Annotated in this window: 21 protein-coding genes and 1 pseudogene; 8 read left to right on the plus strand and 14 right to left on the minus strand. The window is 34.2% G+C overall.

Features of this window, described 5'->3' with window-relative positions; all coding sequences use genetic code 11:
• The 5 genes from B3C18_RS17385 to B3C18_RS17405 all read right to left on the minus strand — a co-directional run.
• A partial coding sequence (locus B3C18_RS17385; protein WP_291149413.1) for a PorP/SprF family type IX secretion system membrane protein occupies positions 1-3,114 on the minus strand: 3,114 nt, incomplete at its 3' end.
• On the minus strand, positions 3,114-4,595 hold the full coding sequence (gene sprC, locus B3C18_RS17390) for a gliding motility protein SprC (protein WP_291149416.1): 1,482 nt from the start codon (positions 4,593-4,595) through the stop codon (positions 3,114-3,116). The genes B3C18_RS17385 and sprC, both read right to left, overlap by 1 nt.
• Positions 4,592-5,002, minus strand: a complete 411-nt coding sequence (locus tag B3C18_RS17395) for a hypothetical protein (protein WP_291149419.1) — start codon at positions 5,000-5,002, stop codon at positions 4,592-4,594. The genes sprC and B3C18_RS17395 overlap by 4 nt, the downstream gene beginning before the upstream one ends.
• A gap of 102 nt (positions 5,003-5,104) precedes the next feature.
• Positions 5,105-6,397, minus strand: coding sequence for a hypothetical protein (locus B3C18_RS17400; protein ID WP_053474361.1), 1,293 nt, complete (start codon positions 6,395-6,397; stop codon positions 5,105-5,107).
• Positions 6,398-6,606: 209 nt separating this feature from the next.
• A complete protein-coding gene (locus B3C18_RS17405; protein WP_180856249.1) occupies positions 6,607-7,059 on the minus strand; it encodes a hypothetical protein in 453 nt (150 codons plus the stop codon).
• A gap of 434 nt (positions 7,060-7,493) precedes the next feature.
• Here B3C18_RS17405 and B3C18_RS17410 point away from each other — a divergent pair, with 434 nt between their 5' ends.
• The 4 genes from B3C18_RS17410 (at position 7,494) to recA (ending at position 10,843) form a co-directional block, all read left to right on the plus strand.
• Positions 7,494-8,642: an ATP-binding protein gene (locus tag B3C18_RS17410; protein WP_291149423.1), complete on the plus strand. Its 1,149-nt coding sequence runs from the start codon at positions 7,494-7,496 to the stop codon at positions 8,640-8,642.
• Between the two features lie 7 nt (positions 8,643-8,649).
• The gene (locus tag B3C18_RS17415; RefSeq protein WP_180856253.1) at positions 8,650-9,033 is read left to right on the plus strand and encodes a DoxX family protein; all 384 of its coding nucleotides are present in this window, start codon (positions 8,650-8,652) and stop codon (positions 9,031-9,033) included.
• Between the two features lie 135 nt (positions 9,034-9,168).
• Positions 9,169-9,678, plus strand: coding sequence for an acyl-CoA thioesterase (locus B3C18_RS17420; RefSeq protein ID WP_073486072.1), 510 nt, complete (start codon positions 9,169-9,171; stop codon positions 9,676-9,678).
• 157 nt (positions 9,679-9,835) lie between these two features.
• Entirely contained in the window at positions 9,836-10,843 is a 1,008-nt protein-coding gene (recA, locus tag B3C18_RS17425; RefSeq protein ID WP_291149429.1) for a recombinase RecA, read from the plus strand.
• A gap of 569 nt (positions 10,844-11,412) precedes the next feature.
• Here the strand turns inward: recA and B3C18_RS17430 are convergent.
• A complete protein-coding gene (locus tag B3C18_RS17430; RefSeq protein WP_291149432.1) occupies positions 11,413-12,168 on the minus strand; it encodes a lysophospholipid acyltransferase family protein in 756 nt (251 codons plus the stop codon).
• Between the two features lie 250 nt (positions 12,169-12,418).
• Here B3C18_RS17430 and B3C18_RS17435 point away from each other — a divergent pair.
• Positions 12,419-12,796 (plus strand): annotated as a pseudogene (locus tag B3C18_RS17435) (GxxExxY protein).
• Between the two features lie 192 nt (positions 12,797-12,988).
• Entirely contained in the window at positions 12,989-13,963 is a 975-nt protein-coding gene (gene trpS, locus B3C18_RS17440; protein WP_291149434.1) for a tryptophan--tRNA ligase, read from the plus strand.
• Positions 13,964-14,042: 79 nt separating this feature from the next.
• Here the strand turns inward: trpS and dprA are convergent, their stop codons facing one another.
• A complete protein-coding gene (dprA, locus tag B3C18_RS17445; protein WP_291149437.1) occupies positions 14,043-15,143 on the minus strand; it encodes a DNA-processing protein DprA in 1,101 nt (366 codons plus the stop codon).
• A gap of 238 nt (positions 15,144-15,381) precedes the next feature.
• Here dprA and B3C18_RS17450 point away from each other — a divergent pair, with 238 nt between their 5' ends.
• Complete coding sequence (locus B3C18_RS17450) at positions 15,382-16,350, plus strand: SPOR domain-containing protein (RefSeq protein ID WP_263761798.1); 969 nt, start codon at positions 15,382-15,384, stop codon at positions 16,348-16,350.
• Positions 16,351-16,478: 128 nt separating this feature from the next.
• Positions 16,479-16,925, plus strand: a complete 447-nt coding sequence (locus B3C18_RS17455; protein WP_263761799.1) for a hypothetical protein — start codon at positions 16,479-16,481, stop codon at positions 16,923-16,925.
• A 38-nt stretch (positions 16,926-16,963) separates the two neighbouring features.
• Here B3C18_RS17455 and B3C18_RS17460 read toward each other — a convergent pair whose 3' ends face one another.
• From B3C18_RS17460 to mnmG, 7 genes are all read right to left on the minus strand, one after another.
• Positions 16,964-17,725 carry a hypothetical protein gene (locus tag B3C18_RS17460; protein WP_291149444.1) on the minus strand — a complete coding sequence of 254 codons (762 nt, stop codon included), beginning with the start codon at positions 17,723-17,725 and terminating at the stop codon, positions 16,964-16,966.
• Between the two features lie 128 nt (positions 17,726-17,853).
• Positions 17,854-18,612 (minus strand): hypothetical protein, encoded by a 759-nt coding sequence (locus tag B3C18_RS17465; protein WP_291149447.1) that lies wholly within the window; start codon positions 18,610-18,612, stop codon positions 17,854-17,856.
• 103 nt (positions 18,613-18,715) lie between these two features.
• Positions 18,716-20,995, minus strand: coding sequence for a helix-turn-helix domain-containing protein (locus tag B3C18_RS17470; protein WP_291149450.1), 2,280 nt, complete (start codon positions 20,993-20,995; stop codon positions 18,716-18,718).
• A gap of 100 nt (positions 20,996-21,095) precedes the next feature.
• A complete protein-coding gene (locus tag B3C18_RS17475; RefSeq protein ID WP_173971196.1) occupies positions 21,096-21,677 on the minus strand; it encodes an OmpH family outer membrane protein in 582 nt (193 codons plus the stop codon).
• Positions 21,678-22,363: 686 nt separating this feature from the next.
• On the minus strand, positions 22,364-23,212 hold the full coding sequence (locus B3C18_RS17480; RefSeq protein WP_291149457.1) for a class I SAM-dependent methyltransferase: 849 nt from the start codon (positions 23,210-23,212) through the stop codon (positions 22,364-22,366).
• A 93-nt stretch (positions 23,213-23,305) separates the two neighbouring features.
• Positions 23,306-23,770: a hypothetical protein gene (locus B3C18_RS17485; RefSeq protein ID WP_291149460.1), complete on the minus strand. Its 465-nt coding sequence runs from the start codon at positions 23,768-23,770 to the stop codon at positions 23,306-23,308.
• 371 nt (positions 23,771-24,141) lie between these two features.
• On the minus strand, positions 24,142-25,528 hold a 1,387-nt coding region (mnmG, locus tag B3C18_RS17490), incomplete at its 5' end, for a tRNA uridine-5-carboxymethylaminomethyl(34) synthesis enzyme MnmG (protein ID WP_291149462.1).

A 25,528-nucleotide genomic window follows, 5' to 3' on the forward strand; every position in this document is an offset into this window, starting at 1 on the left:
TAATTTCGCTTGTAATGCTTCTGCGTCGGCTTTTGCTTTTGCATCTGCTGCTAACTTAGCTTGTAATGCTTCTGCGTCAGCTTTTGCTTTTGCGTCAGCTGCTAATTTCGCTTGTAATGCTTCTGCATCTGCCTTAGCTTTTGTGTCTGCTGCTAATTTCGCTTGTAATGCTTCTGCATCAGCTTTTGCTTTTGCGTCTGCAGCAAGTTTAGCTTGTAATGCTTCCGCGTCAGCTTTTGCTTTAGCATCTGCAGCTAACTTAGCTTGTAGAGCTTCTGCATCAGCTTTTGCTTTTGCGTCTGCTGCTAATTTCGCTTGTAATGCTTCTGCATCGGCTTTTGCTTTTGCATCTGCTGCTAACTTAGCTTGTAATGCTTCTGCATCAGCTTTTGCTTTTGCATCAGCAGCTAGTTTAGCTTGTAGTGCTTCTGCATCAGCTTTTGCTTTTGCGTCTGCAGCTAATTTAGCCTGACGTGCTTCTTCTGCTTCTTTTAATTGTTTTTCTTCTGCTTCCGCTTTAGCTTTTGCAGTTGCTTCTGCGTCAGCCTTAACTCTTGCATCAGCAATTAATTTAGCTTGTAAAGCTTCCATGTCTGCTTTTGCTTTCGCTTCTGCAGCTAATCTTGTTTTTTCTGCTTCTGCATCAGCCTTAGCTTTTGCATCCGCAGCTAGTTTCGCTTGTAATGCTTCAGCATCTGCTTTCGCTTTTGCATCTGCAGCTAATTTTGCCTGACGTGCTTCTTCATCGGCTTTCACTTTTGCATCTGCAGCTTGTTTTGCTTGTAGAGCTTCTGCATCAGCCTTAGCTTTTGCGTCTGCAGCAAGTTTAGCTTTTAATGCTTCAGCGTCTGCTTTTGCTTTAGCATCGGCTACTAATTTTGCTTGTAATGCTTCAGCATCTGCTTTCGCTTTTGCTTCTGCATCAAGTTTCGCCTGAGCTTCTGCATCGGCTTTTGCTTTTGCATCGGCTGCTAATTTTGCCTGAAGTGCTTCTGCATCTGCTTTCGCTTTTGCTTCTGCAGCTATTTTAGCCTGAGCTTCAGCATCGGCTTTCGCTTTTGCATCGGCTGCTAATTTTATTTTTAATGCTTCTGCATCAGCTTTTGCTTTTGCTTCTGCAGCTATAATTGCTTGTCTGGCTTCTGCATCAGCTTTCGCTTTTGCATCTGCTGCTAATTTTTCTTTTAGAGCTGCTCCTTCTGCGGCTTTTGCTTTTGCGTCAGCGGCTGCTTTTGCTCTGTTTGCAGCATCAATCGAAGCTTTTGTTTTTGCTTCAGAAGCGGCTTTTGCTTTTGCTTCTGCAGCTAATCTAGCCTGAAGTGCATCTGAGTCAGCTTTTGCTTTTGCATCTGCAGCCAGGATTGATTGTAAATCTGCTTCTTCAGCTTTTGCTTTTGCATCTGCTTTACGTTTCGCTTCTGCAGCATCGGCTTTTGCTTTTGCATCTGCAGCTAATTTTATTTTAAGTGCTTCTGCATCAGCCTTAGCTTTTTCAGCAGTTAATTGCGCTTGTGTTTTTTGTGGAGCCGGAGCTGGCGTAGTCGGCGTTGCAGCAGCTGTTTGTTTCGCTTTAGCTTCTGCATCTGCCTTAGCTTTTGCATCGGCTGCAAGTCTAATTTTTAATGCTTCTGCATCAGCTCTCGATTTATCTGCAGCTAATTGCGCAGCTGTTTTTTGTGCTGCTGTTGCTGATGGTTTATTTGCTTGCGCTTGTGCTCTCGCAGCCGCAGCGGCATCAACTCTTGCTTTATTATCTGCAGCTAATTTTATTCTTCTCGCCTCAGCATCGGCTCTTGCTTTGTCTGCAGCTAATTGTGCTTGTGTTTTTTGTTCTGTAGCAACGGCTCTGTTTGCTGTTGCTGTCTGCGCTCTTGCGGCAGCTGCAGCATCTGCTTTAGCTTTAGCATCGGCGGCTAATTTTATCTTAAGAGCTTCAGCATCTGCTTTAGCTTTGTTGTCTGCGTCTAATTTTGCTTTTGCTGCAGCATCGGCATCAGCCTTCACTTTTTCTGCAGCAGCAAGTCTTGCTTGTTTTGCTTCAGCATCTGCCGTCGCTTTTGCTTCTGCAGCTAATCTTGCTTTTTCAGCTCCATTTACTCTTGTTACCGGCGCTGATGTTGTTTTCTTAGCCATTACTGGTTTAGATGTAGTTCTGGCTGGATCTATTAATGATCCTTCATCATCATCTCCGTAATAGTAATTTCTGTTTTTGAATTTATAAGCAATTGCAAATTCATGAGAACCTCCCATGTTTGTAAAATTGCCCATTCCTCTTTCATAGTTATATTCAATTGCAATGCTTGGAGAAATATTAACCCCTAAACCTGCAGAAACTCCGTATAAAGTATTGTAACCTGCCTGCGCCCAAACTCCTTGTTGAAGTGTAAGCATTGCTAGTCCTGAAAGAACTGTTTTATCTTTTTTAATTTCTGTTTTTACAATTCCAGAAAATTTACTTCTGTCAAAAAAACCATAGCTGTCAAGATATCCGGTATACATGGCATGCAATTCGATTGCTCTTTCCGGATCTTCTTTTACAACGCCTGAACCAAAATTGTAAAGAATTAAATTGTTTACCGATAATCCGAAATCAAGAAAAGCGGTTCCGTAATTAATCCCTGGATTTACAGTAAGCATTGTATTGGATGGATAGTCACCATTTAAAATATCCGGATCATCAGATATAATTTTTCCTTTGTCTAAACCGCTTTGGTAAGCACCTACGTTTAAACCAAAAGTAAGGTTACTGTCTTCCTGCAAAACGATATTGTGAGCAAAATTGACAACTCCTCCAAACACGGTCATTAAACCATAATTTTGTTGAAACAAACCAATAGCAAAGGCTTCATTTTCTCTAAATCGGCCAGAATAATTAGCTAAATACGTTTGCGGTGCATTGTCAAACTGCACCCATTGTCTTTTGTTATAAAAACTTGCATAAGCGTTTGATTCACGAACAAAGCTAAATGCAGGGTTTATTAAATATCTATTAAACTTTAATGAATTTCTGATAGGTAATGAAAACGAAACAACTCCATTCTCAACTTTGTCCTGAGAATAGAGTACATTAGAAAAACCGTAAAATAAAGTTATGAATAGTAAAATTTTCTTCATTATTTAATCACAGTTATTGATCCTTTTTTTTCACCTGTGTCTGATTGAATGACATAGTAATAAACTGGATTTACATTTTTAAAATCTTTTATAAAAGAGTTAAGTTCCGGATCGTAATTGCTGCCGACATCATCATACATTACTTCTCCGTTTGAACTTAAAATTATTAGCTTCGTCGACGGCGTTTTATAAACATCTGGAATATTCCAGAAAGGATAAGCGCCGCTCAGTTTAACAATATTTGGAATTACAGTAGTAACAGCATCTGTTGCTGATGTAACTCTAAATGTAAATTCTCTTGAAGCTATACAACCTGATTCCTGTGATATTTTAACTCTATATAAACCTCTTACGGCTACCAGATAACTTGAACTGCTAGCTCCGCTTATTTGAATATTATTTAAAAACCATTCGAATTTTGGAGTTCCTGCATCTGTAGTTACAGATACGTTTAATGTTTCTCCTTCTTGAAGCTCATAAGTATCCGCAACATCTATGCTGGCCGTGAAACTATTGCTTTTTAAATCGATACTTCCTGTAGCTTTACAACCTCCAAAATCTACCTCAACAGAATAAAGACCAGATTCACTTGTAGTAATGCTGCGAGATGTTTGTGCAATTACAACACCATCTTTTTTCCAAACATAACTGTTACCTGAAGTTGCTGTTAAAATAGTTCCTGCACCGTTTGAACAAAAAGGATTTCCTAAGCTTGAATCTACTGTTACTGCAGATCCTCCGCTTGAGGATACTACGCTAACACGATTAGAACTAAAGTTATCATCGTCACAACCGCCGTAATCGATTTGAGCATAATAAACACCCGGAGTATTTGCCACTAACGTTGTACCGCTTTGTCCTGCTATTAATACATTATCTTTATACCATTTATACGTTAAATTTGGATAATTGGCAGGAGATGATGGTATATCTGCAGGAGTTGGATTGTCAACAGAAAGGCTTATACTTCCGCCTGAACAAATAGTTGCATTGGCTTCGTTATTATTGATAAAAAATTTCTCTGCATAGATTCTATAATAAGCTGGAAACGAAGTCTGGCCCTGAAAATTCTTAACCCTCTGGCTGTAACTAGGCGTAGCCGTATTACTTTTAATTCGAAGGCTGTAAATATTTGAACCTTTTAAGTTTGTAGGGATCGCAAACTTAATAGTTTGCTGCTGTGCTGCAGGATCATCTACAAACGAAATTTTTGTTGTAGCAGTAGGAGTTGTAAAGCTTCCTAAATCATCTGAAAGTTCTACTTCAAAAGTAGTACCTGCCGGAAAATTTAAATAGCTGAATGTTGCGAAGTATTCATTAAATGGTGTTCCATTTACTTCTAAACCGGCACAAATTCTATCAAAAGGAAGCTGCTGTCCAACTATTGCTGGTGTTTGAGCATAGGTATGCGATTTAGTAAAGAGAATTATACTAAATAAAATGAAAACTTTAAAAAAAGATAAAGTAGTTTTTTGAATCATATAGTACGTGTTCTTGCTAAGTCTATACGCTCAAAAAACAAGATATCAATGAATGTTTCAGAAAAATCATATTTGTAGTTCTCAATAATGTCTTTTGCAAGAATTGAAGTAGAACCAATCAATGAGTTTTCTTCACAATCTGAAGATTGATCTTTCAAATCAGCCGACATAGTAAGGCTGTCCTTGGGGGTGGACAGCCCTACTATTAACTGATTAGAATTATCTAATTTGCTGATACATTTATCAGCTGATTCGTTATTTTGATTTATCTCAATTGAAGCTAATTTGCAGTCAGAAACAGCAGAAACCGTAGGTTTTTCTATTGCTGCACTTTGTGCATACAGACTTAACGAAATAGGAGAAACCAAAAAGAATATATATAAATACTTTTTTGTAGATAGAGCCATTATGTTTTGATCTTTATTTGGTCCTTTTAAGACGGATACATAAATTGTGTCTGGGGACTTTATTAATAAAATTTACGCTTTGAAATAAAAATCGAAATCTATTTATCTATTGCCGCTTGAAGCTGTAATTTTTCCTAATTGTAATCTAAAGTCTGGCTTTTTAGGGTTGAAGATATCAATAAATGTCTCTTTGTTGTCACTTTGAGAGTAAACATTAAAGAACACACTGTTTCCATACCAGCTCTCTAAATCTTCGTTGTTTGAGTTGTATTCAGTAAAGATGTTTCCTTTACATAAGTTGAAATACATTTCCTCAAATTTGATTTTTTTAAGGTTGGCATCATTGATTTCTGTTTTGCTGTCTAATAACACTGCAGGGTTAAATCCAGAGATCACACTTCTTTTCATTTCAAGAGAAGCAGTTTCGGCTACATAAACAGCCTCTTTTACTAAACCTGATTGAATGTCAGCATTGATATTTTCACTGTCATTAAGCATTGTAATGTTAGTTGCAACAACTAAAGTAGTTTTTTTAGTAAAATCTGTTTCGCTTTTCTTTTCGAATGATTTTACCTCCATACAACGAGATCCGTCTTTGTTACTAGATAAGTAAGAAGATCTAACTGCTAAAGAGTTATATAAACGACATTGTACACCTTGTGTAAATTTGTAATCGTCGTTGATTGATTTATAAGAAACAAATTTTGTAGCGTTAACGTCTCCACCGAAGAAAGCAAATGAATCTCCTCCAGAGTAGCTAACCATAACGTTTTCAAGAATTGTTTTGTTACCAACACCTGCAATAGTTAAACCGTTGAAAGTATCAACTCCTTTCACTTTTTTACCTGCAAATTCGATTCTAACATATCTTAAAATTCCAGAGTTTGAAGCAACATTATCACCACCGTAAGTAGTTAAAGTTGGATCAAGATCCATATTGTAAGATCCTACGTTACCGAATTTGTTAATAGGAGCATCACCAAGAATTACAACTCCACCCCAGTCTCCAGCTTTTTTCTGGCTGCGGTTAGATGTAAATACAATTGGGTCAGTTTCTAAACCATCAGCAACAAGTTGTGCACCTTTTGTAACTACCAATGTTCCTTTTGTTTCGAAATCACCAATAATTAAAGTTCCAGGTTCGATTGTTAAAACCGCATTGTTTGTAACGTAAACGTTACCTTGCAAAACATAGATATTCCTTTTAAGCAATTTAGTATTAACAGAAATGTTTCCTGCTAAAATTTGATTTGCTTCTCCATACTCTACTTTGTTAGGCTTAAATTCAGTCCAGTTATTTAACCAGTTCGTGTAGCCCATAATTCCTTTCTCTTGTTGAGCACTCATACTCGTAACTGTCAAAAGAACGCAGATCATTTGAGTAATTTTTTTCATGATAAAGGTGTGTATTAGGTTAATAATAAATTTGGGTATGCTTTAAATAATTTGGGTATGCGTAAATGAAAAAAACTGTTCTCGGTTTTTCTAATATTATTCAGAATAAATCGAGAACGAGTTGTTTTGTTTACTTTTTCAAAATAACGCAGAAACTAAATCCATCTACGTAAACACTTCGAAAAAGGTTTTAAAATATTTTTTAAATCTTACATTTCGTTCAATTCGTTGAACTCATGTAATGATTTTAATGTGTTTTCGTAAAATAAAATTGCTGCGATAAGGTTTCCTTTATCTGAGTAAGGCATCATTTTTCTTTGAAACTCAACTGTAGTATCTAAGAAAGTTGTTGTTCCAAGAGCCTGAGCATCCAAAACTTTTTTGTGTTCACTATCGTCTGGAATACCTAAGTCTGCCATTGTAACACCTGGTTTTGTAACCAACGCAATGTAAGGGAGAGTTTTTACTAATACTTTAATTCGCTCAATATACAATTCCAAAAGTTCTCCTTTTTGCATACCACTCAATTCTTTTTGATCATGGTATTTACGAATAAGAGCTGTTGTACTAATAATACTTCTTGGAGCGTTTTTTGCCTGTGCAGAAACTGCTGCAGTAGTCATGATAAAAAATGCACTAAATAAAATAATTTTCCCTTTCATAAATTCTTATTTATATTGGTTGTTGATGCAAACAAAAATATAGAAATTAACTTAAATTGCAACTTTATTGAATTCTTTTTTCAAAAAAAAACCTTAAAAAAACCTTAAAACCCCGCTCTATGTCGAGAAAATGTGCGTTTTAACGGGCTTTTTGTTAAATATGTTAAAACAGTAAACGTAAGAGATTATCTATAAAAAAGGGATAAAATTTTACTATAAATAGCCAAAAAAAGCATACGTTCATCGTTTTAAACAAAAAAATATTAACAAAAAAGTCTTGATATCTACTCGTGTGAAGTAATTTATTAACAAAAGTTAGCGGCAACAGAACAAAAATTTTAGCAAAAAACAATCATATTCTCATAAATGAAATCCAGCTCAATAATCTTTAATCTAAAATTTTTGACTACATCATTTTCTGCTATCTTTGCTTCATGCAATTTTCTCAAATTTTAGGTCAGGATTACATCAAAAGTCACTTGATAAAAAGTGCATCTTCCGGGCGAATTCCTCATGCACAATTATTCATTGGGCCTGAAGGAAGCGGTACATTATCTACAGCAATTGCTTATGCACAGTACATTTTGTGCAGTAATACGGGAGATGAAAACGAAAATGGAAATGATTCGTGTAATTTGAAATTTCAAAATATTTCGCATCCCGATCTGCATTTTATTTACCCAACCGTAACTACCGAAGATGTTAAAACCAAACCCAAAAGTTTAGACTTTATTCAGGACTGGCGAAACTTTATTCAGGAAATGCCTTACGGCGGATTATTTGACTGGTATAAAACTTTAGGCGTTCAAAACAAACAGGGCGAAATCAGGGTCGAAGATGCTCAGGAAGTTTTAAAATCGCTTGCGCTGAAATCCTACGAAGGTGGTTATAAAATCATGATTATCTGGATGGCCGATAAGATGAATATTGCGGCTTCTAATAAACTTTTGAAACTGCTCGAAGAACCTTCAGATAAAACAATTTTTATTCTGATTTCTGAAAATGAAGAAGACATTATCCAAACCATACGTTCTCGCTGTCAGGTAATTCACTTTAACGGACTTCCAGAAAAAGTAATTGCGGAAGCATTGGTTTCTAAAGAAAATATAGATTCGAATTTAGCCAAAAAAATTGCCCATCAGGCGCAGGGAAATTTTAATAAAGCATTGCATTTATTGAAAGAAGATGATGCTGAATATCCTTTTGAGCAATGGTTTGTAAATTGGGTTCGTGCCGCTTTTAGGGCAAAAGGAAATGCCGCAGCGATTCAGGATTTAATTTCCTGGAGCGAAGAAATCGCCGGACTTGGCCGTGAAAGCCAGAAAAAGTTTATTCAGTTTTGTATCGAAATGTTTAGACAGGCGCTATTACTGAATTATCAAACGCCAAGTTTAGTTTATATTGAGCCAAAAGTGGACAAATTTAAACTTGAAAATTTTGCACCTTTTGTAAACGGAAATAATATTCACGAAATTTTCAAAGAGCTTTCGGATGCGATGTATCACATTGAAAGAAACGGAAATGCGAAAATAATCTTAACCGATTTATCTATAAAACTGACTCGTTTAATTCATAAAAAATAGTCCTCAAATGAACAATGTTGCCTCTATTTTAATATTAGCATTTTTAGCCTTAACTTTTTTACAATCGGGCTATGAAAAAATTTTTTACTGGAAAGATAATGTGGCCTGGCTTAAAGAACATTTTGCCAAAACACCATTAAAAAATCAGGTACCGCTAGCTCTTTTACACTTGTTAATTTTAGAATTAATTTCCGGAATTTTAAGTGTTGTGGGCGCGATTCAATTACTAACAAACAGCGGACGTGACTATGGTTTTTATGCCGGAATTTTTTCATGTATCTGTTTGTTAATGATGCTTTTCGGACAACGATTAGCCAAAGATTACGATGGAGCAAGAACCATTGTTATTTATTTAATTCCTGCTGTTATGTTAGTGAACTGGATGAATTAATCAGCTGCAATTATCAAAAAATTAAGCCACAGATTTCACAGATTCGCACAGATTTTTTAATCATTTTAATCCGTGAAATCTGTGGCAAAAAAGCTCATTTTGTGAGCAATCAAAATAAAATTTATATTAAAAAAAATGAATCCAAAACACCCTTCAGAATCGCTGACAATATTAACTGATTTAGTTTTACCGAGTGAAACAAATCCTTTAAACAATCTTTTTGGCGGCGAATTATTAGCCCGAATGGATCGTGCAGCAAGTATTGCAGCGCGCAGACATTCACGCCGAATTGTAGTTACGGCATCTGTAAATCACGTTGCTTTTAACAGAGCAATTTCCCTTGGAAGCGTTGTTACCGTAGAAGCAAAAGTTTCAAGATCATTCAAAAGTTCTATGGAAGTTTTTATAGACGTTTGGGTAGAAGACCGCGAATCTGGAAACAGAACAAAAGCAAACGAAGCTATTTATACTTTTGTCGCTGTTGACGATACCGGAAGACCTGTTGAAGTACCGGCAATTGTTCCTGAAACAGAATTAGAAATACAACGTTTTGAAGCTGCTTTGCGCCGTAAACAGTTAAGTTTAGTACTGGCAGGAAAATTAAAGCCTTCTGATGCTACTGAATTAAAGGCTTTGTTTTTGTAATACAATTTGTTACAATTTGAAACAATTTGAAGTAATCAAACTTCAAAAAAAGAAGTATTTTTACACATTCTAATTCGCCAAATAAAAATCAAGAAGTTATTTCCATTTGATTTTTATTGGAAGGCAAAAAATAACAATTTTAGATATTTAAGAAAAGATGAGTTCAGACAAAGAAGCCAAATTAAAAGCGTTACAGCTTACGCTTGATAAACTTGACAAAACCTACGGAAAAGGAACCGTAATGAAAATGGGCGACAAAGCCATTGTAGAGGTAGAAACGATTTCTTCGGGTTCGCTTGGCGTTGATTTAGCTCTTGGGGTAAATGGATATCCAAAAGGAAGAATTATTGAAATATACGGGCCAGAATCGTCTGGTAAAACCACATTAACACTGCATGCCATTGCCGAAGCTCAAAAAGCGGGCGGAATTGCTGCTTTTATTGATGCGGAACATGCTTTTGATAGAAATTATGCTGAAAAATTGGGCGTTGATATCGAAAACTTAATTATCTCTCAACCAGACAATGGTGAGCAGGCTTTAGAAATTGCCGAAAACTTAATTCGTTCTGGAGCTATCGACATTGTTGTAATTGACTCTGTTGCAGCTTTAACTCCAAAAAGTGAGATTGAAGGCGAAATGGGAGATTCTAAAATGGGTCTTCACGCACGTTTAATGTCACAGGCTTTAAGAAAATTAACGGGAACAATCAGCAAAACAAATTGTACTGTTTTCTTTATCAACCAGCTGCGTGAAAAAATTGGTGTTATGTTCGGAAATCCTGAAACAACAACCGGTGGTAACGCATTAAAATTCTACGCTTCTGTACGTTTAGATATTCGTCGTTCCTCTCAAATTAAAGATGGTGAAAACGTAATTGGTAACAGAACTAAAGTTAAAATCGTTAAAAACAAAGTGGCACCGCCGTTTAAAACTGCTGAATTTGACATTATGTACGGAGAAGGAGTTTCTAAAACAGGTGAAATTCTTGACTTAGCGGTTGAATTTGAAATCGTTAAAAAAGCAGGATCTTGGTTTAGCTATGGAGATACAAAATTAGGACAAGGTCGTGATGCTGTAAAATCTTTAATCAAAGATAATCCAGAATTAGCTGACGAATTAGAAGTAAAAATTAAAGAACATATCAAAGAATTGGCTAACGCTTAATATTCTTAAAGATTTAATATATAATACTTTATACCAACCCGACACGTTTTTTAAACCTGTCGGGTTTTTTATTTCAAAAAAATATCAAAAAACGACGCAACCATTTTAAGATATGTCCATCTAATAAACAGACATAAGCTTTGATTGCTATTATGCCATAATAACATTCGAACTTTTTTCAGAATAAATTTGGTTGTTTGTTCTACAAAAATCCGTTAGTTTTCAAATGCTAACGGGTTTTTTATTAAATAATTTCAAAATTTTCTGTTTCTCACGCAACCTTTTTTACTTTCTGTTCTCTATTAAAGTATGACATTAACTTGAGTTTAAACCAAACTCTTTATTATCAATCCTTAATATTTTTAACCATGAAAGAGAAAATAGAAGTGTTGTACAGTAAAAACCGCAGAAAAACCAAATTGAAATTTAAAAAAGTATTGCGTTTTATTTCAGAAAAAATAATTCATCGATAGTACTTTTGATATAAAATGGGGATTTTAATTCAAAAGAAAACCCGGCAACTTTAGTGTTGTCGGGTTTTTAAATTTATAGTCTATTCTCTATATTCTTTATTCTTTATTCTTTTCTTTCTTAAACTGAAATAAACCTTTATAAATCAGTTGTCTTACTTCGTCACGAAGCGCTTTTCTGTTTTCACTTGTTAATCCACTTGTTTCTACAAAAGGTAAAATTCTAACTCTCATTTTACCTGGACTTCCACTCAAAAAAGTATACGAAAAACGTTCTTTATTATCAGCAAAAACAATAGGCACGATCGGGATCTGATGTTCTATTGCCAAACGAAATGCACCGTCTTTAAATTCGTCAAGTAAAATGCTTTCGTCATCCGGAACTCCGCCTTCGGGAAAAATACAAATACTAAGTCCTTGATTAAGTCTGTCTTGTGCTCTCTTGAAAACTTCATTTTTACTTTTAGAAGAATTTCTATCCACCAGAATACAAGTACGTTTATAGAAAAATCCAAACAAAGGAATTTTAGAAAGTTCTTTTTTCCCAACAAATACAAAAGGATTTCGAACTATCGCCAGCATCAGCATAATATCCGTCATCGAAGTATGATTGGCCACGATCATATAGCTTTTGTTTTTAATTAGTTTCTGCTCGCGCTTGACTGTATAATAAAAACCCATGCCGAAAAGGATAAATTTAGCCCAAATGCGGGCCATTTTAAAGAAATATGGGTATCCGCTTTCTGATATAATAGAAATAAGCAAAAACGGCAGCATAATCAATATTGGAATTCCCATTAAGATGTAAAACCAAATACGCCACAAAACCCAAAAAACAATTTTAATTCCTTTCATAGTTTCAAATGTAATAAAACAGAAATGAATTCTACAAAAAGAATTTATACTCGTGTTTTTTTTTTACCGCAAAGGGCGCAAAGTTTTTTCGCAAAGATAAGAGCCAAAGTAAAATATCTATAATTGCAAGCAAAAAGATCACAAAGCTGGATTTTTTTTAGGTTTTAAATCTTTTAAAATCCTAGAGAATTTAAATCAATCTTCATAATTATATATAAGAAATTAATTACTAAATTTAATGTTTTTTACCATGACAGAAAACGAAATATCAAATATTGTAATTGGACTTGCAATCGAAATTCACAAAATACTTGGGCCCGGTTTATTAGAAAATGCCTATAAAGAATGCTTATTTTACAAAATTAAATAACGTGGCCTACAAGTAGAAAAGGAAAAAGCAATGCCATTAATTTTCGAGCAAGTGAAATTAGATTGTGGATATAGAATTGATTTACTCATTGAAAATAAATTTATTATTGAAATAAAAAGTGTCGAATCACTTAGTGTAAATCATTTAGCACAAACCTTAACCTACTTAAAAATTGGAAATTATAAACTTGGACTTCTTATAAATTTCAATGAAGTTTTATTAAAAAATGGAATTAGAAGAGTGGTCAATAATTTATAAAATCCACCTTTGTGAACTTCAAAAAAATCCACTAAAAACTTAGGAAACTTTGCGAAAAAACTTTGTGAACTTTGCGGTAAATCACTGTTGTTTTCTATTTTAAAAATAACACCTGACGAACTTTGCTAAAAAACGTTGTGCCCTTTGCTCTAAAAAAACGAACTTTGCATTTAGTAATAAGAAAAAACTAGAATGGCAAAAATACTTACTGGTGTTCAGAGTACTGGAACGCCACACTTAGGCAATTTATTGGGAGCAATCATTCCTGCTATCGAATTATCGAACAATCCTGCAAACGAATCTTATTTGTTTATTGCTGATTTACATTCGATTACACAAATTAAAGATGGTAAAACATTAAGAGAAAATACATACAGTACCGCTGCGGCCTGGCTTGCTTGCGGACTAAATCCTGATAAAGTTACTTTTTACAGACAATCTGATGTAACTCAAACTACTGAATTGACTTGGTATTTAAGCTGCTTTTTTCCATTTCAACGTTTAACATTGGCACATTCTTTCAAAGATAAAGCCGATCGTTTAGACGATGTTAATGCTGGACTTTTTACTTATCCAATGTTAATGGCAGCAGATATTTTGCTATACGATGCTGAATTTGTGCCGGTTGGAAAAGACCAATTACAACATTTAGAAATTACTCGTGATGTTGCTTCTCGCTTCAATCACCAAATGGGAGAAACTTTTGTAATTCCTGAAGCTAAAATTCAGGAAGACAGTAAATTAATTCCCGGAACAAACGGTGGAAAAATGAGTAAATCGGCCAATAATATTATCAATATTTTCCTTGACGATAAAACATTGCGCAAGCAGGTTATGAGCATCGAAACAGATAGTACTCCGCTTGAAGCTCCTAAAAATCCGGATACTTGTAATGCTTTTGCAATCTATTCTTTGTTAGGAACCGAAGAACAAATCGCCGAAATGAGAGCCAATTATCTTGGTGGAAATTATGGCTATGGTCACGCCAAACAAGCTTTGTTTGAATTGATTACAGAAAAATTTAAAACCGAAAGAGAAAAATATAGTTACTACATTAACAATCTCGACGAAGTAGATGCTTTATTGAAAAAAGGAGCTTCAAAAGCTTCTGTTATTGCAGATGGTGTTCTTGCAAAAGTTCGCGAAATACTAGGATTTAGTAAATAAAATATTTTGCCACGAATTACACTAATTTTCACAAATTACTTCGAGTTGATTCGTGAAATTCGTGGCAACTTTTAATTTTTTAGATCGCCTCAAACAACTTCCCCGGAAGCGGTCTTATCACTCCTTTAAGCTCCATATTCAAGAGCAAACCTGAGATTTTATAAATAGGAAACTCACATTGTAACGCTATTATATCAAACAATTCCTTGCCATTTTTTAGCAAGAAATCATATATCTTTTGTTCATCAGGTTCCAGTTCAACAAACAACTGTTTCTGCACAGGTTTCGCTTTATTATCAATATTCCAATTCAAAATATAAACTAAATCAGCAGCGCTTGTTAAAACGTTTGCTTTTTGCGTTTTGATAAGATCATTGCATCCCTGGCTATATTTGTCTGTAACGCGCCCGGGAACGGCAAAAACATCGCGATTATAATCGTTTGCCAGGTTAGCCGTAATAAGTGAACCTCCTCTATCAGCAGATTCGATCACAATCGTAGCTTCGGTCATACCGGCAACGATGCGATTTCTACGCACAAAATTTTCTTTATCTGGGTTTGCAGTACTCCAAAATTCTGTAATAAAACCTCCATTTTCTTCCATTGCAGCCACATATTTCTTGTGTGCTTTGGGATAAATCTGGTTTAATCCATGAGCCAAAACTCCAATAGTTTGCAAGTTATAATCCATGGCCAGTTGATGTGCAACAATATCAACTCCGTAAGCAAAACCACTCACAATTACAGGATCAAGCGGAGCCAAATCTTCGATTAATTTCTTGCAAAACTCCGTTCCGTATGAAGTAATCTGACGCGTTCCAACTATACTGATTATTTTTTTATTTTTTAAGTTGATATTACCCGCAGAAAAAATCAAAACAGGAGAATCTATACAATGTTTTAAACGATCAGGATAATCTTCTTCCTGAAAAAAAGATGCTTTTATGTGGTTTGAATGAATAAATTCCAGCTCACGACTAGCTCTTTCAAAAACTGATTTATCTTTAAAATTTTTCAATAAAACAGAACCAACACCGTCAATAGCTGCTATTTGATTGGTTTTGGCTTTAAAAATCGCTTCAGCATTTCCAAAATGTGTAAGTAATTTTTTAGCCATAATATCACCCACTCCATCGACTTTTAATAAGGCTAACAAATAAAATAAATCCTGATCTGACATTTACTAAAATATTATGTAAAATAGAATATAAAATTCTAAACAATTTAATAGTGCAAATATGATTAAAATAAAGTAATTTCTTAATAAAACAACAAAATTAGATTTTTTCCTATTTTTAAAAACTAGCAACATAATGCTTAAATTGCTGGATATTAATTGTCTATAAAAATATCAGAATTGTTAATAAAAATTGTGAATAAAATTTTGATAACTATATTGGTTGCATAACTTTGTTACTATGAAAATCGAAACTTACATAGCACAGTTATTGTATCGTTATCAGTGTGTAACGGTTCCAGGGTTTGGAGCATTTTTAACCGAAATTCACTCGGCTCAGCTTAATGAAAGCACAAATTCGTTTTTTCCACCCAAAAAAATGATCTCTTTTAATAGTCATTTGAAAAACAATGACGGGTTATTAGCAAATCATATCGCAAATGGAGAAAAAACATCTTACGGTTTTGCCGTAAGCGCCATTGCTTTTGAAGTTCAGAGCTGGAAAAATACCTTAGAAGAAAATGGCACAATAAGCCTTAAAAATATTGGTGAAATTCGTTTAAATGCAGAGAAAAACATCATTTTTACTCCTAACGATCAAACCAATTTCCTGGCAAGTTCTTTCGGATTAAGTCCGTTTGTTTCTCCGCTTGTAAAAAAGGAAAATTTCGAGAAAAAAATCAAGGAAATCGAAGAAAGAGAGCCAATTGCTTTATATGAAAATGACGAAGAAGGAAGATCTTCGAATTCGTTTTTGAAATATGCTGCAATTTTTGTTTTAGGTCTTGGAATCACGGGAAGTATTGGATATCCTTTGTACCAAAATCAAATTGCAAACAAAACGCTTGTTGTAGAAAGTGCTGTTCAGAAAAAAGTACAAAACAAGATACAGGAAGCTACATTTTTCATTCAGAGTCCATTACCGGCTGTAACACTTTCTGTTGATTCTGCAAAAGTAGAAGTTGCCGAAGAAAAAGCAATGTCATATCACATTATGGCAGGTGCATATAGAAGCGAACAAAATGCAAGAAAAGCATATAACCAATTGATTAAAGACGGTTTTAAAGCCAGAATGTTAGGCGAAAACAAACACGGTTTATTCCCGGTTTTATATGGAAGTTATGCTACAATGTCTGAAGCTGAAAAAGCACAAAAAGAAATACAAAAAGGTGAAAATCCAGATGCCTGGATCTTAGTCGAAACTCTATAATACAAAAATCCTATTCAAACCGAATAGGATTTTTTTTGTCTTATTTTGTCTTTAAAAAAACCTTATTTAGCTCAACTTCAGGAGCTGCAATCCTATTTTTGTTCTACTATTTTAAAGAACAAAATACAATGAAAAACACGCTAAAATTACTTCTCGCATTTTTATTTATTCTAAGCTCTAATTCATTTTTTGCTCAAAAGATAATCACAACTGAAAAGTCTCAGGAAATTGCACAGAAAAAATTAGATCTGGAAGCCCAGAAGTCAACAGAAGAGTATCGTAAAAAGCTAGACAATGATCAATCGCAATTAAAAAAAGAACAAAGAAAATTAGAAAGGCATCAAAAAGACCTTAAAAACGCACAGAAAGATCTTGAATCTACCAACAAAAAGATTGATAAGTTAGAATACAACAAACAAAAACTGGAATCGAAAATAAACTCAAGCTCGGTTTCTGAAGAAGATTTGCAAAAACAACAAATAAAGTTGAAAGAACACGATCTTGATATTCAAAAACTTAAATTAAAAAAAATAGAACAGCAGAAGAAACTCGACAGAGTAAAAGCTGAATATTAAAACAAAAATCCTACTCGTAATGAGTAGGATTTTTTTGTTTAACGTGAAACAATTTTAGCATCCTGGGAAAGTATAACTTTAGTGCCCTGATAAATTTTTAATCTCGCCGGAGGCGAATTTTTTTCGCCCAAAACGATGATCGCACACTCATAAACTAAATTGCCTTTTTTAAATTCATATTGATGATTTCCACCTATTCCTTCTACAACTAATTCGCCACCATTGATCACTAAATCAGGTTTTTGAGTCATTTCTTTTTTAATCGACCATGAGGCAAAACGGTAATTATTATTTCCCAAATTATCAATCCTGATTTTAAATTCAGAGGTTTCCAGAATACAAATTGGCGTTTGAAAAAATGCTATGCTAGGATCAAGCATTTTCTTTTGCGACGCAATTAGTTTGTTTTTAAGTTCTATTTCGGCTTTCGATTGATAATTTACTGCTGTTAAACGTCCTTCGGTATCCAGCCAAATGTTGCCGTGAATTAGCATAATTCCGCGCAAACCCATATCAGTCCAGCCTTTCGCAGGCGTCGATTTTATAATTTCGTTCTTCAGCGTAACATCAAAAATTTCAGAATATCGCTTTATAAAATCTGCTTTATTTGCAATATCAGGTATTGGATATTCGCGTTCCAGAGGATAAACCACTGCATCAGCAATGGTTTCTTTCTTGTCATTTTTTACATTATCAATGAACTTTTTAACAAGTTTCTGATAATCAATATTCGAATCTTGAGCAGAAATAAAACTGCTGCAAAAAATTAATAGCACTAAAAATATGTTGCTTCTTTTCATCTTAAATATTTTTAATTAATTACTAATCCGACATTTACAATCAAATATAAATAATTTATACTAGCTGTAACTAACATTGAAATCGAGTTATAAAACAAAAAATCCCATTCTTTCGAATAGGATTTTGTTTAACGTGGAACAATTTTAGCGTCCTGATTAAGTATTTCTTTTCCGTTTTGATAAATGGTTAAAGTAGCTGGTGCTGAATCTTTTGTACCCAAAACTGTAATATAACACTGGTATAGAAAATTACCTTTTTTAAAATCGTAATGATGATTACCTCCTGTTCCGTCGTGAAACCATTTTCCGTTGGTAATGATTAGATCCGGTTTTTCGCTCATTGATTGTTTTATTGACCACGACGCATATCTGAAATTATCATTTCCCGTGTCATCAATTCTCACTCTGAATTTAGAGGTTTCCAAAATAACTTCCGGAGCATCAAACTTTGCAATCGATGGGTGAAGTTTGCTTTTTTCAGCAGCTATTAATTTGGTTTTAAGATCTTTCTCAGCTTTAGTTTGATAACTTATAGAAAATACTTTTCCGTCAGTATCCATCCACAAAGTTCCCTGATTTAGCATTATCCCACGCCAGCCCATTTCTGACCAGTCTTTTGCCGCATTCGATTTTGAAATTTCAGCTTTCAATTTAGCATCAAAAATTTCATCATATCTTTTTACAAACTCTGTTTTATTCTTGATAGACGGAATTGGATTATCTCTTTTTAAAGGATATTTAATAGCCTCGGCTACAGCCTCTTTCCTATCATTTTTTACATTATCAATAAATTTTTTGACAAACTTTTGATATTCTGGTTTCAAGTCTTGCCCTGACATACTTTGAACCGTAATGCCTATGAATAGGATGTATAGTAACTTTTTCATAATTTCTATTTTACATAATGTTTTTATAGTAAATTCCGAAATTTCATTCGAATCTTCAAAATCAAATTCCAAATTCTGAAACCCTAAGTTACAAAATCTGAAATCAATTTATACTGGCTTTAAACATTTTAAGCTCATCCCAGGTAAATTCATCACCATATTTTTCCTTTAGCGGACTTAGAGATTCTTCCTGATAAAACTCAAAAGCTTCACGCAAAGCCAGGATTTTATCATACGGTAAAACATCTGAGATCTCGACTTTTTTAGCCTGAATTAGTTTGACCAAATGAGTTTCTATTGTCTGAACGGTTAGTTTTCTCATTCGCGCAATATCTTCAATCGAATTTTTCTCCAGCCACAAATCATGGGTTTCTTCGATGGTTGTTTTCTTTTCGGCCTTCGGTGTGCTTTTATCTAATTTGCGTGCAGTATAACGAACTGTAGGTTCTTCAGATTTAAAAATATCAGTGTTCGACATATTAAATTCCTCGCGGATCTTTGCAACCTTGTCTAATTTGTAGTTTTTAATCGCTGTAGACGACAATTTCTCTTTACAGATAGTTTTACCTGCAACGACAATTTCTATGAGTAATTTGGCCTTCATTAAGCGTAAAACTGCTTTCGTTTGCAAATCATCCAAAAAAGCGAGCTCTTCGTAGAACTCTTTTACTTTTTTAAATTTCTGAATTTCGGCCATTTTATTCAAAAGATCCGTCACCAGTTTGTCCATTGGTTTAAAAAAATAATCATAAGCTGCCACTACCCTTTCCTGTACAAAAAAGAGATCAACAGTTTCTTTATTGAAAATTTTATTGAGCTGATTAACGAATTTTTGTGCAGGATCTGCCAGCGAATCAATTATTTCTAAACGTTTATGTGCCCAGGCTGAATGTTTCGATTTTTCTGAAGCGACTGCATTTTCGTTATAACTAAAACGGTGATTGCGCCATTCCTGAGCCAAATCGGCCCAATTAAAACTGCTAATCAAATAGTTATGAATAAAATTTTTCGTTTCAAAATGCAAAGAATGTTTTAAAACTTCTTCTGTTGCTTTGTTCAAAGCATAGTCCATCACATCCTGATCATTCGAAATACCATTCATTTGAAGCGGAGACAGCAAAATAAGCCCATTTAAGGACGTTAAACGCGATAATGCTACATAGGCCTGTCCGGGCAAAAAAACTTGCGATACATCGAGCGCAGCTTTCTCAAAAGTTAAACCCTGGCTTTTGTGCACTGTAATTGCCCACGCCAGTTTAAGCGGATAATGCGCAAATGTGCCCAAAACTTCTTCTTCGACTTCTTTCGTGAGATCGTTTACTTTGTATCGGATATTTTTCCATTCGTATTTTTCAACTTCAATGGTTTTATTTTCTTCAGGAAAATGTATGAATATTTCTTCGGCCGAAAGTGATTTTACAACGCCCATTTTTCCGTTGAAATAACGCTTTTCAAAAGACAAATCATTTTTTACAAACATAACCTGAGCGCCCACTTTGAGTTTCAGATTTTCCTCAACCGGAAAAATTTTCTCCGGAAAATCACCCACAATAAAGGGCTGATAAGCAAATTCATTTCCGGCTAAATCGCCAATTGCCTGTTCGTTAATCGAATCGGCTTTGGCATTATGCGTGGTAAGTGTAATATATCCGGGATTATTTTTTAAATCAAAATCAGGTTTCACATATTCGTTTAAAACCTGAATATCCTGAGGCGTAATCTGATTGTTTCGAAGATTGTTTAAAACCGAAATAAAAGTATCATCAGACTGACGATAAATCTTAGATAATTCGATGTATAAGGGTGGATATTGCTGAATTACATGCGAATGAAAAAAGAATTTTCCTTTGTAATAATTGCGTAAAGTTCGCCATTCTTCATCTCTGATTACAGGCGGAAGCTGCAATAAATCTCCAATAAAAAGCACCTGAACTCCACCAAAAGGGCGCGAATTTTTACGTACCGTTTGCATCATAAAATCGATAGCATCCAGCAAATCAGCACGAAGCATACTGACTTCATCAATAATCAAAAGCTCCATATTTCTGATTACGTTACGCTTAACATTATTCATTTTGAAGTGTCGGCGCAAGGTTTCTTTATTCTCAAATTTCACGGTTTCAGTAAACTGAGAAGCCTCTTCATATGACGGAATAAAGGCTGAAAATGGCAACTGAAACATCGAGTGAATGGTAACTCCACCAGCATTTAGCGCTGCGATTCCCGTGGGAGCAACCACTACAGTATTTTTATGGGTTGTAGCAATGATTTCGCGTAAAAGCGTGGTTTTTCCTGTTCCTGCTTTACCAGTCAGGAAGATCGATTTTTGCGTTTGATTGATGAATTGTAAGGTGTAAGCAGCTGCTTCTGTAACGTTTTGCATTGGGCTTGTATTGAAAAACTAAAAGTATCGCATTTTTATAAAAGAAAAAACCTAAATCTTGACAGATTTAGGTTTTTAAATTTAGTTAGTTAGTTTGGTATTATTTTTTAGCAGCTTCTCCTTCTTTTACTGCCGGTTTTTCTTCTGATTTTGGGCTTGATTTATACTTATCATTCAGAGCTTTAATGATATCTTTTGTAATATCATATTTCTCTTCAGCGTATAAAATTGAAGCAGCATCACCAGTACCGTAGATATAAGAATAACCGTTTTTCTTACCGTAATCTTTGATGAATTTTTTAACTCCACTTACTAGAGAATCCATTTCAACACCACTTTCTTGTTGTAATTGTTGAGACAAAGCTTGTTGAGCATAACCCAATTGTTGTTCTCTTTTTTGCAACTCAGCACCTCTTTGTTGAGCCCAAGCCTGACCGTTTGCTTGTGCCTGGCTTTGAAAATTAGCAGCGTCTTGTTTAAAACGTGTAATCTCGGCTTGTAGTTGTCTTCCTTTTTCTTCAGCTTGCCCTTTGTATTTTGCTTCAAGGTCTTTTGCTTCAGTGTACTCTTTCATTAAAATCGAAGTATCTACGTAAGCTGTTTTTACTTCCTTTACTTCTGCAGTTTTATTACATGAAACGGCGAAAATTGAAAGTGCGATAATTACTAATGCTTTTTTCATTTTTTGAATTTCTATTTTTTTAATGTATTGAAGACAAAAATATAAAAAAATAAATAGCATCAACATAAAGTTTAAAAAATGCTAGAATTTTATCATATTGTTTTTATTTATCGAAAGAAATATGTCAATAATTCAACGCTATCAAAAACGACTTTCATAGCTTTTATTAGAAACACTTTCTCAAAAAAGACATAATTACTCCCCACTTGAGCTAAAAAACCGCCAGAAACACGCTTATTTTACGTTTTAGTATCTTTTCAAAGCCTAAAAGAATCTTGTATGCCAATTTTTTCAAATTGATGCTTTCTTAAATTCATAGCGGCAGAAAAATGTCGAAAAAATCATTTTGTCTTTTGAAATTTTAAAAAACAAAAATTGGATTGACAACATTTTTAAAAATGCTCCATTTCTAAAAAAATTAGAATACAATTTTCGAAAAAATTAAAATTCATAAAATTTTTCGTCTTCATGATTTCAAAATTTAAAAAGAGAAAAATTCAGCCTTAAAATTTCAAAAAACGTGCGTTTTTTATGGTATTGTTTTTATTTATGGAACCGTCTTAAAGCATAAAAAACCACTATCAAAAGTGGCTTTCATAGCTTTTATTAGAAAGACGATCTCAAAAAAGACATAATTAGTCCTCACTTATACTGAGAAAACGCCAGAAATGCGCTTAAATTGCGTTTTACTTGTTTTTTAAGACATAAATGTGCGATGAATACTCTTTTGTACTGCTTGCTTTTAAATTTGATTTTAAACCAACAAAAAAAGCACTGATGTAATTCATTTTTCCGGTTTTGTATTTTTCAGATAATAAACTCACATAAAAAGAATCAAATTTCATCGGAAGCACTTTTTCTAATTTCATGTCAACTTTTTCAAAAAGTGATTTGATGGCTTTTTTTGAGAAATGCCAAAAATGAATTGGCACATCATAAGCTGCCCAAAAAGTTTGGTAATGTTGTGCGTCGTAAGATTTAAAATTTGGAACCGCAACAATTAAAGTTCCAGTTGGCTTTAATAAACGCTTCAATTCCTGAATTTGTAATTCTAAATTTGGAACGTGTTCTAAAACGTGCCACATTGTAATCACGTCAAACGAATTATTTTCGAGAGCGCTAATTTCGTTCACAAAAGAAATTCCTTTTTGTATCGCAATATTTTTTGCACGTTCGCTTGGTTCTACTCCAACAGTATCCCAACCATCATTTTTTGCCGTTAATAAAAAATCACCGGTTCCGGCACCAATATCTAAAATTCTTCCTTTTCGGGATTGTTCACCATTGATCAAATTCAGTTTATTTTTTAAAGCAATATTTTTCACGAAATGATATGCTTTTTCAAATAACGAACGTTTGTTATCAGTATGAGAAATGTAATCTTCGCTTTCGTAATATTTTCCAAGATTTTCTAAATCTGGTTGCGGAGATGTGATTAACATATCTAAAGTTTCATCGTAATACAAATCGAAAATTTCTTTAGATACAGAATGGTCTTTTACAGTAAGAAAATGTTTTTTGTTTAAAACGTCCATTTTTAAGTTTATAGGTATTTTGGTTTAATTTAAAGGCAAACCCTAAAACCAGAAATTCTGTTTTTAGGGTCTATTTTTTTATTATATTTTTTCTCAGCGTTTCCAATTAATTTTCACCGCCGAAAGCTTTTCGTTTTCAATTCTTATTTCTGAACAAATTATAAAATCATTTTTAATATAAAATTGCAATGGCGATTTATAAAATGTTGCATTATGTTTTATTTCATTCTCCTGATCAATTACCCAACCATTCAAACTTGTATTATTCTTTTTTATTTCATTCATCAAAAGAGATCCAATTCCTTTGCCGTGTATTTCACTATTTAAAATTATAGCAAACCAATTTTCGTTTTCTCTTAAAAAAGTAAAAGTCCAACCCTGAATTTCATCTGCATCATCAAACAATAAATAATGTTTTGTTTCTGAAAGTCCGTTTAAATACAATTCAAAATCTTCAATAGTTTTCAAATTCAATTTTGCAGGATATTCATTATTCCAAAGTTGCATTAAGGAATCTTTTTGATCCAAAGACAAAATTTGAGTTTCAATAATTCTCATAGAATGAACTTTAAATTTTGGTTATTTTGTCATTCCGAGGAATGAGGAATCCCCGCAAGTATTTCCGTAATCAAAAGAATAAACTTTGTCGATCTTGCAACGGAGATTGCTTCGCCAGTTCGCTATCGCTCGTGTCCTCGTTCCTCGGAATGACAAACTATATCATTTCTTTATACAAACAAACAAACTAATATAGCTTTCTATTTAAAATTCGTTTCACGTGGAACAATTCCAGTCTTCAATTTCAGATTATTTCAAAACCGACAAACATGTAAATCAGAAATGGTTTCACGTGGAACAATTCAACAAACAGTCTCAGCATTCAGTATCCAGCAAACACTGAAAACTAAAAACTGAGACTGATCACTTTTCTATCTTCCCATATAAATCAACAATACGGAAATATCACTTGGTGATACTCCGCTTATTCTTGAAGCTTGAGAAATTGTTACAGGACGAATCTTGCTCAATTTTTGTTTTGCTTCAATCGACATTGATTTAATTTTATTGTAGTCGAAATTTTCCGGAATCTTCACTTCTTCTAAACGAGTTAGTTTATCGGCGTTGTTTCTTTCCTTTTCGATATATCCGGAATATTTTACCTGAATTTCTGCTTGCTCTAAAATTTCCTGATCTACATCATTCGATTCGATATACTCTTTTACTTTTTCAAATTTCAACATATCCTCCAAATCAATTTGCGGACGTGAGAAAACTTTAAACATTTTATCACCTTGTGTAATTAGAGCCGTTTCTTTTGCTTCAAGAATTGGATTTGTTTCAGCAACCGAAACACTCGTCTCTCTGAAGAAAGCAACCATCTTTTCAGATTCGTTTAATTTCTTTTCCATTCTGCGCAAACGAGCTTCAGAAGCCAAACCAATTTCATGCGACATTGGCGTTAACCTAAAATCGGCATTATCTTGACGCAACAATGTCCGATATTCTGCTCTTGATGTAAACATACGATATGGCTCTTCTGTTCCTTTCGTAATCAAGTCGTCAATCAAAACTCCGATATAGGCTTCATCACGTTTCAAAATTAAAGGCGCTTTTTCATGCACTTTTAAATGCGCATTTATTCCGGCCATCAAACCTTGAGATGCTGCTTCTTCATATCCTGTTGTTCCGTTTATTTGTCCGGCAAAATATAATCCTTCAACCAACTTCGTTTCCAAAGTATGTTTCAATTGTGTCGGCGGGAAATAATCATATTCGATCGCATAACCCGGACGAAAGAATTTCACATTCTCAAAACCTACAACAGAACGCAAAGCTTTAAATTGAATATCCTCCGGAAGCGAAGTCGAAAATCCGTTTACGTAAACCTCACAAGTATTCCACCCTTCCGGTTCAACAAATAACTGATGGCGTTCTTTATCAGCAAAACGATTAATCTTATCTTCTATCGAAGGGCAATATCTTGGACCAAGACTTTTGATTCTTCCGTTGAACATTGGCGAACGATCAAAACCTTCTCTCAAAATATCATGAACATTCAATGACGTGTACGTCATGTAACAAGATCTTTGATTTGTTAACGGAACGGTTAAATCCGAATAAGAAAACTTATCCGGTTTCGCATCTCCTTTTTCTTCGTTCATTTTCGAATAATCCAAAGAACGTCCATCAACTCGTGGTGGCGTTCCTGTTTTCATTCTTCCCGATTCAAATCCGGCTTTCACCAAATCTTCGGTAATTCCTGTTGCAGCACTTTCACCTGCTCTTCCTCCTCCAAATTGTTTTTCTCCAATATGA

It is taken from the genome of Flavobacterium sp. UBA7680, assembly GCF_002482975.1.
Taxonomy (GTDB): Bacteria; Bacteroidota; Bacteroidia; order Flavobacteriales; family Flavobacteriaceae; genus Flavobacterium.